The organism is Candidatus Cloacimonadota bacterium, from assembly GCA_034661015.1.
In the GTDB taxonomy this organism is placed as follows: domain Bacteria; phylum Cloacimonadota; class Cloacimonadia; order JGIOTU-2; family JGIOTU-2; genus JAYEKN01.
The window spans coordinates 1-9,131 of sequence record JAYEKN010000062.1 but is presented as its reverse complement, the minus strand read 5'-3'; the positions used below and the strand labels follow the sequence as shown (position 1 = coordinate 9,131).

Below are 9,131 nucleotides of genomic sequence, written 5' to 3'. Positions count from 1 at the left end.
GTATTACGCTTTTCCAAAGCGTGGTGAGAGAAACGTTTCGGAGAAACGTATTACAGTTTCCAAAGCGTGAGTATGGATATATAAAGCGAAGACCGTAAATAATCGCCTGAATCCCAGTTTCTCACTCCCTTCTTCAATTTTACTTTGGAAAAAGTTGACTTCAATTTACTGTTTTAATTTTTGCAAATACAAAATAAAATTAACAAAGTCATTCAGAGGAAAATCCACATTTGCTGGAGACTCCTTAAGGTGAAATATGTGTTGGAGCAATAATGGAATACCCTTTTCAAATTATAGAAAAAAAGTGGCAAGATTTTTGGGAGCAAAAACGCCTTTTTTATGTAGATAATGAATTCTCGAAAGAGAAACCGAAATTTTATTTACTCTCAATGTTCCCATATCCTTCCGGAGTTTTGCACATGGGGCATATGTCAAATTACTCGATTGCAGATGCAGTAGCAAGATTTAAGATGATGAAAGGCTTTCAGGTTTTGCAACCGATGGGTTACGATAGTTTTGGAATGCCTGCTGAAAATTATGCGATCAAGCATAATTCTCATCCCAAAATCACTACTCACGAGAATATTGATAAAATGCGGAAGCAATTCAAATCCGTTGGTTTTGGGTATGATTGGGATCGGGAAATTGTAACTTGCGATCCGGAATATTACAGATGGAATCAGTGGTTTTTTCTTAAAATGTATGAAAAGGGTTTGGTTTATCGAAAATCTTCTTATGTGAATTGGTGCCCTGAATGCCAGACCGTTCTCGCAAATGAACAAGCGGAAAATGGAGTTTGCTGGAGATGCGATTCGCAGGTGGAACAAAAGGAAATTGAGCAATGGTTTATAAAAATTACAGATTATGCAGAAGAACTGCTTGATCATTCAAAACTTGGTGGCTGGCCCCACCGCGTGATAACCATGCAAAAAAATTGGATCGGTAGAAGTAGCGGAACTGAGATGTTCTTCAAACTTGCCTTGAACAAAACCGAAATGATGGAAGATGACCAAATAACCATTCCGGTTTTTACAACTCGTCCCGATACGATATTTGGCTGTACTTATCTCGTGCTTGCAGCCGAACACCCCCTCGTTACGAAAATAATTGAGGAAAGTTCTGATAAAACAAATCTTAAAAAATTCACAGATAAAATTATTAACGAAGATAAATTACTGCGAACCGCTGAGGACACTGAAAAAGTGGGCATGTTTACCGGAAAATATGCAATCAATCCGGTTAATGACCAAAAAATTCCGATCTGGATAGCAAACTATGTGGTGATGGATTACGGAACCGGAGCGGTGATGTGCGTGCCGGCACATGATCAGCGGGATTTCGAATTTGCCCAAAAATATGATTTGCCTATAAAAATCGTTATTCAAAATCCTGATAAAAATCTTGTATTGAGTGAAATGGAGAAGGCTTATCTTGATGACGGAATATTGGTTGACTCCAAACAATTTACCGGTATGAAAAACAGGGAGGCAATCAAAGAAATCACGAATTGGATGTATTCTCAGGGAACCGGTAAAAAAACGGTTCATTATCGTTTGCGCGATTGGGGAATTTCCAGACAGCGTTATTGGGGAACTCCCATTCCCATGATTTATTGTGAAAAGTGCGGAATTATTCCTGTTCCTGAAAAAGATTTGCCGGTGAAACTACCCGATGACATTCAAATTAAAAGATCTACGAACAATCCCCTCCTCTCGCATTCTGAATTTATGAATACTACCTGCCCGAAATGTGGTGGAGTTGCAAGGCGAGAAAGCGATACGATGGACACTTTCTTTGATTCATCCTGGTATTACGCCCGATTTTGCGATCCCAAAAACACCCAAAAACCTTTTGATGAAGCAATTGCTGATCACTGGCTTCCGGTTGATCAATATATAGGCGGAATTGAACATGCGTGCATGCATTTGCTTTATGCCCGTTTCTTCCACAAATTTATGCGAGATATCGGTTTGGTTACAACGGATGAGCCATTTAAAAATCTGCTTACTCAGGGAATGGTAACAAAAGACGGTGCGAAAATGTCCAAATCAAAGGACAATACTGTTGACCCTCAAACTTACATTGATCGTTATGGTTCGGACACAATTCGTGTTTTCATGCTTTTTGCATCTCCCCCTGAAAAGGATGTGGAATGGAATGACGAAGGTGTGAAAGGTGCTTTCCGCTTTCTGAACCGTATTTGGATATTGATTTCACAAAAGCAGGATTTTATCCTAAATCTTCCAAAAGGATATTCCGCTGATGGTGATATTTCTGCTCAAGCGAAAAAGTTGCGATACAGCACTCATTTCACGATACAAAAAGTTACAGAAGACATCGAAGGAAAAATGCAATTCAATACGGCAATTGCAGCAATTATGGAGCATTTGAATAATATCACAAAATTCAATCTCGAAAACAATATAAGCGAAATAGACAAAGCAATTTATCGTGAAGCGATTGATGTACTTCCAAAATTGATCTCTCCTTTTGCTCCCCATCTCTCTGAAGAAATTTGGTATCTCCTTGGCAATGAGCCCTCCATACTGGATAGCGATTGGATTTCTTATAATCCAAAATATCTAATAAAAGATGAAATAACTTACGTCATCCAAATCAATGGGAAATTGCGAAGTAAGATAATTGTTGATGTAGAAATGCCTTCCGCTGAAGTTCAAATTAAAGCTCTTGCTGATGAAAAAGTGCAGAAATACATCAAAGGGAAAGAAATAAAAAAGGTAATTGTTGTTCCCAAAAAATTAGTCAGTTTTGTGGTAAAATAATTTTCTCAAAACTTGGATGCGACAAAAAAAATCTCTAGGGCAAAATTTTTTGATCGATAAGAATATTGCTAAGAAAATCGTCCGTTCGGCAAAAATCTCCAAAACAGATATTGTTTGGGAAATTGGCGTGGGAAAGGGGATTCTAACGAATGAAATTTTGAAAAATTGCCGGAAATTAGTAGCATTTGAGATAGATAAAAATTGGGTTGAATATTTAAAAACAAAAATTGATCCGGATTATGTGGGAACAAAATTAGAAATTATCCATTCCGACATCCTAAAAGCGAATTTCAATGAATTTGCTGAACCAAAGAAAATAAAAATTATCGCAAATCTTCCGTATCAGATTACTTCTCCCTTTATTTTTAAAGTTCTGGAACACAGAGAAATGTTTTCATTAATAACGATTATGATTCAGCGTGAAGTGGCGGAACGAATCGTTTCTAATGCAGGAGGCAGGGAATACGGCAGAATTTCCGTGAAAACTCAATTGTTTTTCGATTTATCAAAGTTGTTCCATGTCCCACCACATTTGTTTAAACCTCAACCAAAGGTCGTTTCCACCGTTATTCAAATGAAACCAAAAGCGGGAAAATTGGAGGTTGAAAATCAGAATCTTCTATTTGCGATAATTGATAAATCCTTTCAGCAAAGACGAAAAATGCTACGTTCGAGTTTGAAGAATTTTATTAAAGATTGTTCAATAAATTCAATCGAGTTTGATCTGACTAAACGTCCGGAACAATTAACCACAGCGGATTTTATTGAATTAGCCAATGAGGTTGATCGCTGTTGTTTTAATCATCAAAACAATGCTGTTAAGTGAAGAGGTTATTCTGTAGTTTGCGAAGCAGGGGCTTCGCGAAAAAGTTCGTTCCCAATCCGCCAGCTGGCGGATGGGAATGAGAGATGGACTCTATAAACATTACATTTCAAATGGTCATTTTTCATCAAACTTCGTAGAGGAAAGAAATCTAAAAACAATTAGAATTTTTCTTAACTTAACAGCATTTATCCATAACATTCAACCAATAACTTACAATTTTTTTACCCACAAATTGACATAATTTTCGAGTTTTAACATTTTTGCAATTATGAAAGAAAAAATTTTACTATTAGACGGTTCTGCGGTAATCTATCGTTCCTACTTTGCTTTTAAGAATAATCCTTTGATCAATTCTCGTGGAGAAAACACGAGTGCTATATTCGGATTCATGAATACTTTGGTTTCGATTAAAAAAAAGTTTGATCCAAAATATTTTGCTGTTATTCAAGATGAAAAAGCTCCCACATTTCGGCATAAACAATATCCGGAATACAAGGCTACACGCGATAAAATGCCGGAAGATTTGGTTTCCCAGCTCGCTCCTCTTCAAGAATTGCTAAAGGCTGCAAAGGTTCCTTTTTTCTCGCAAGCAGGATTTGAAGCAGATGATATTATTGGTACGATCGTTTCAAGATTTTCAGAAAAATTTGATATTCTGATTCTTTCCTCTGATAAAGATCTGTATCAACTTGTGAATGATAATGTTCAAATCTATCGGCTTTCCAAAAAAATATTTGTGGGACCAAAAGAGGTAAAAGAAAAATTCGGCGTCCCACCCGCACACATTATAGATTTACTCGGTTTAATGGGCGATTCATCTGACAATGTTCCCGGTGTTCCTAAAATCGGAATGAAAACAGCAGCAAAATTAATCAATGAATTTGGGAATATCGAAAACATTATTCAAAATTCAGATAAAATCACAAAAAACAGTATTCGTAAATCTCTTCAAGAAAATTCCGATTTGGGAACACTTTCCAAAAAACTTGTAACTCTGGATATTGATGTCCCGATTTCGATTTCTGAAGATGAAATGAAATTCGGGGAACTATTTACTCCAGAATTGGAAAAATTTTGCAAGCGGTATGAATTGAATGCATTTTCAAAACATTTTGAGAAAAAGTCGGTGGAAAAATCTGAGGAGGTTTCTGCTGAAATTGTATCGGAATACAAACTGATCGCCAAGAAAGAAGATTTTGAAAACTTGCTTGAGGAACTACATAAGCAAAAAAATATTGCGGTTGATCTGGAAACAAATTCTTTAAATAAAATTGATGGAAAAATCGTAGGCATTTCCTTTTGCTATGAACCCAAAGTCGCGTATTATATCCCGCTTCGGCATGATTATGGTCTTCAGTTGGATTTAAATTATGTTCTTTCTTCTTTAAAACCGTTACTTGAGAACAAAAATAAATTTTTTATCGGACATAACATCAAATTCGATTATATGATTTTTCAGAACGAAGGAATCGAAATTGCTAACCTTGGATTTGACACAATGATCGCTGCTTATCTTCTTTCTCCAGATGAACATCGGCATAATCTCGATGCAGTTAGTTTGAAATATTTAGAGCATAAAATGATTCCGATTTCTGCCCTTATCGGAAAGGGAAAGAAGCAGCTCAATTTTACCCAAACTGCAATTGAAGCAGCTCTCACTTACGCAGCCGAAGATGCAAATATCACTTATCAATTGTGGGAAATACTTGCGGAAAAATTGGAAAATCAAGGCTTATTTGAACTTTTTAAACAAATTGAAATGCCGTTGGTCAAGGTTCTTGCGAGTATGGAACGCAACGGTGTTTTTGTGGATGTGAAAATGTTCAAGCATCTTTCGCAGAATCTTGGCGAAAAACTGGCAGATTTGAAGAAAAAAATATTTGAACTTTCCGGAGAAGAATTCAACATAAATTCTCCTGCCCAACTTTCCTACATTCTTTTTGACAAAATGAATCTACCTGTGATAAAACGAACAAAAACAGGAAAATCGACTAATATTGACGTTTTAGAAAAACTCAGCAAAGATCACGATATTGCTTCTCTGATGATAGATTACAGAAAATTAGCAAAATTAAAATCTACTTACGCAGATGCTTTTCCCAAGCTCATCAATCGCGGAACTCATAGAATCCATTCGTCTTTTAACCAAACGGTTACGGCTACTGGTCGTCTTTCCAGTTCTAATCCCAATTTGCAAAATATTCCGATTCGGACAGAAATAGGCAGGGGAATAAGGGAAGGATTTATTGCCCAAAGCGAAGATTTTACCATTCTTGCTGCAGATTATTCCCAGATCGAACTGCGAATTATGGCATTAATGTCCGAGGATAAAAATCTTATCAAGACCTTCCAAACCGGTGGAGATGTTCACGCACAAACCGCATCTTTGATTTTTGACATTCCACCTGATTTTGTTACCTCTGATCAAAGAAGAGAAGCAAAAACGATTAATTTTGGAATTTTGTATGGAATGGGCTCTTATTCGCTTTCGCAAGACTTAAATATTTCCAGAGAAGAAGCAAAAACATTCAAAGATAATTATTTTAATCACTTTCCGAAAGTAAAAGAATATCTCGAAAAAACTAAAGAGTTCGCTCATAAAAACGGATATGTACAAACCCTATTCGGGCGAAAAAGATTTCTGAAATATATTAATAGTCGAAACAAGAATATGCAAAAATTTGCAGAAAGAACCGCCATAAATATGCCGATTCAGGGAACTTCTGCGGATATTATAAAAATCGCAATGAGTAATATTTACAATAAAATTCATAATAAAACTGATGAAATAAAAATGATAATCCAAATTCACGACGAATTGCTTTTTGAAATTAGAAAAAATTTTTTAGAAAAATACACAGAAATGATAAAAATAGAGATGGAATCCGTTTTAAATGAAAATCATCGTAACATCGTTCCGATCGTAGTTGATATTGGGCATGGGAAAAATTGGTTGGAAGCCCATTAAAAAATTTATCAGCAGATTGGCGAATAATATGAACAAAAATATTTCTATAGATTTAAAATTTGGGAAAGAAACCAAAAAATTAGTTGTTTCCCAAAAAAATGTGATTGACATTTTAAAGATGCGGAATATTCCGAGCAGTCAAAATCCGCATAAAATGATCAAGGGCAAGCTACGAACTCCTATTGGTGCAAAACCTTTGACAAAATTACTTTTGCAAAAAAATCCACAACAAATTGTAATAATTGTTAGTGATATTACCAGACCGGGTCCATTTAATCTGCTTTTGGAGGCGCTGTTAGAAGAGATAAATTCAGTCGAAATTCAATTTGCAATTCAAATTATAATTGCAAATGGCACTCATCGAAAAATGACTGATCAGGAGAAACGGTTCCATTACGGAGATTTTGTAGTGGATAATTATCAAGTCTCAAATCACGATTGTCGAGCAGATGATCTTGTAGATATGGGCGAAATGAAGAGCGGAAACCGGCTTCTTATAAACCGGAAAGTTATCGAAGCAGATTTTGTGATAACCGTCGGTTCCATCAATCCCCATTATTTTGCCGGATTTAGCGGGGGGAGAAAATCAATTTTACCAGGGGTGAGCGGGTATTCAACAACGCGGGAAAATCACTCGAATATTATCTATAAGTATGCCCGATTAGGCAAACTCGCGGGTAACAAGATTCATTTGGAAATGAGCGAAGCAGCCCATAAAGTTGGAGTGGATTTTACCCTAAATATGGTCTTGAATCGCAGAAAAGAAATAATTGACTGCGTAGCCGGAGATATTGAGAAATCTTTTTTGAAAGGAATCGAAGAATATAAAAATTACAATTCCGTTCAATTTAGCGAGTTGGCAGATGTGATTTTTACCTCAACCGGTGGATATCCCAAAGATATGAGTTTTTACCAGTCGCAGCGGACTTTGAATAATGTAATCGGGATGCTAAAACAAGGTGGGACAATAGTAATTTCTACGGAATCCGGTGAAGGGATCGGGCAGGACGATATGGAAAAAGTTCTCAAAAGTGCTAAATGCGTGGATGATTTGTTCAAAGTAAAAAAATCGGAAATTCAGATCGGTGGACATCGTGCTTTTGCAACCGGAAAATTGTTGAAGAAAGCGGATATCCTCGTGCTGAGCAATATGCCGGACAAACTCGTAGAAGATGTTCATTTTACGCCTATTGCGTCTTTTGAAAAAGCAGTTCGATTCATCAAAAAGAAGCATGGACAAAATTTTCGCAGCTATATTATTCCAAATGGGACAATGCTTTTTCCCGTGAAAAAAGTTTCACATCAATAAAGAAAAAGAAAAAAAATTATAATTTATCGAAAGGAGCAAAAATGCCAATCGTAACAATGGAAAATGCCGGAAAATTAACAAAAAAAGAAAAGGATGAACTGATTAAAAAATTTACCGATGCTGTTCATGAAGTAACCGGCAAAGACAAAAAATATGTGTATGTAAAATTGGAAGAAGTTCCACGCGAAAACTTTGGTATCGGCGGAAAAAGTTTGGGTTAATTCATGGAACTTTTCAAAAAAATATTTAAAAAACAAAAATCTGTGATCGGTATGATTCATGTTCATGCCCTTCCCGGAACTCCCAAAAATTCAAAATCAATTTCAGAGATAATTAAAATTGCTCTTGCAGAAGTTGAAATTTATCAAAATAATGGGATTGATGGAATCCTGTTGGAAAATATGCACGATGTTCCCTATCTAAACCGGAATGTCGGACCGGAGATCACGGCTGCTATGGCTGTGATTGCTTTACGCGTAAAACAGATCACAAATTTACCTTGCGGTATTCAAATCCTTGCCGGGGCTAACAGGGAAGCGGTGGCTGTAGCAAAAGCTGCCAATCTTGATTTCATTCGGGCAGAAGGATTTGTTTTTTCGCATATAGCAGATGAAGGTTTTATGGACGGATGTGCCGGGGATTTGATTCGTTATCGGAAAAAGATCGGTGCAGAAAATATTGCAATTTTCACTGATATAAAAAAGAAGCATTCTTCACACGCCATCACTTCCGATGTAGATCTCGCAGAAATGGCAATAGCTGCTGAATTTTCGCTGAGTGACGGAATAATCGTAACCGGAAGATCAACTTCCTTACCAGCATCAGTCGGTGATTTAAAACAGGTAACATCCGCAATGCACCGAAGCTATTTTTCGCATTTACCAATTATTATTGGTTCGGGAATTACCGATGAAAATATAGAAAAATATTGGGAACTCGCCGATTGTTTTATCGTTGGATCTTATTTTAAGAAAGACGGTTTCTGGGAGAATGCGGTGAGTGAAAAACGTGTAAAACAATTTGCTGAATCCATTCAAAGACTGAGAGAAAAATAGCCGAAGGAGTTTTTTTAATCGGTTTATTCCCATTATCAGACAAATCAGCGTAATTAGAGTTTATCCGTAAAGTAGCATTTTTCGACCTCACCCCGACCCTCTCCTATCGAGGAGAGGGAGATAAAAGTTCCCCTTCTCTTTGAAGAGAAGGGGTTAGGGGATGAGTTGTAAAAAGGATGAAGAATATATT

At 36.5% G+C, this 9,131-nt stretch carries 6 protein-coding genes; all 6 read left to right on the top strand.

Annotation, left to right across the window (positions count from 1 at the left end; translation table 11 throughout):
• The first annotated feature begins 272 nt into the window (after window positions 1-272).
• Window positions 273-2,783 carry a leucine--tRNA ligase gene (leuS, locus tag U9P79_01890; protein ID MEA2103380.1) on the top strand — a complete coding sequence of 837 codons (2,511 nt, stop codon included), beginning with the start codon at window positions 273-275 and terminating at the stop codon, window positions 2,781-2,783.
• 16 nt (window positions 2,784-2,799) lie between these two features.
• A complete protein-coding gene (gene rsmA, locus U9P79_01885; protein MEA2103379.1) occupies window positions 2,800-3,609 on the top strand; it encodes a 16S rRNA (adenine(1518)-N(6)/adenine(1519)-N(6))-dimethyltransferase RsmA in 810 nt (269 codons plus the stop codon).
• Between the two features lie 268 nt (window positions 3,610-3,877).
• On the top strand, window positions 3,878-6,577 hold the full coding sequence (gene polA / locus U9P79_01880; protein MEA2103378.1) for a DNA polymerase I: 2,700 nt from the start codon (window positions 3,878-3,880) through the stop codon (window positions 6,575-6,577).
• Window positions 6,578-6,605: 28 nt separating this feature from the next.
• Window positions 6,606-7,886 carry a nickel-dependent lactate racemase gene (gene larA / locus U9P79_01875; protein MEA2103377.1) on the top strand — a complete coding sequence of 427 codons (1,281 nt, stop codon included), beginning with the start codon at window positions 6,606-6,608 and terminating at the stop codon, window positions 7,884-7,886.
• 41 nt (window positions 7,887-7,927) lie between these two features.
• A complete protein-coding gene (locus U9P79_01870; protein ID MEA2103376.1) occupies window positions 7,928-8,107 on the top strand; it encodes a 4-oxalocrotonate tautomerase family protein in 180 nt (59 codons plus the stop codon).
• Between the two features lie 3 nt (window positions 8,108-8,110).
• A complete protein-coding gene (locus U9P79_01865; protein MEA2103375.1) occupies window positions 8,111-8,941 on the top strand; it encodes a BtpA/SgcQ family protein in 831 nt (276 codons plus the stop codon).
• Window positions 8,942-9,131: the final 190 nt, after the last annotated feature.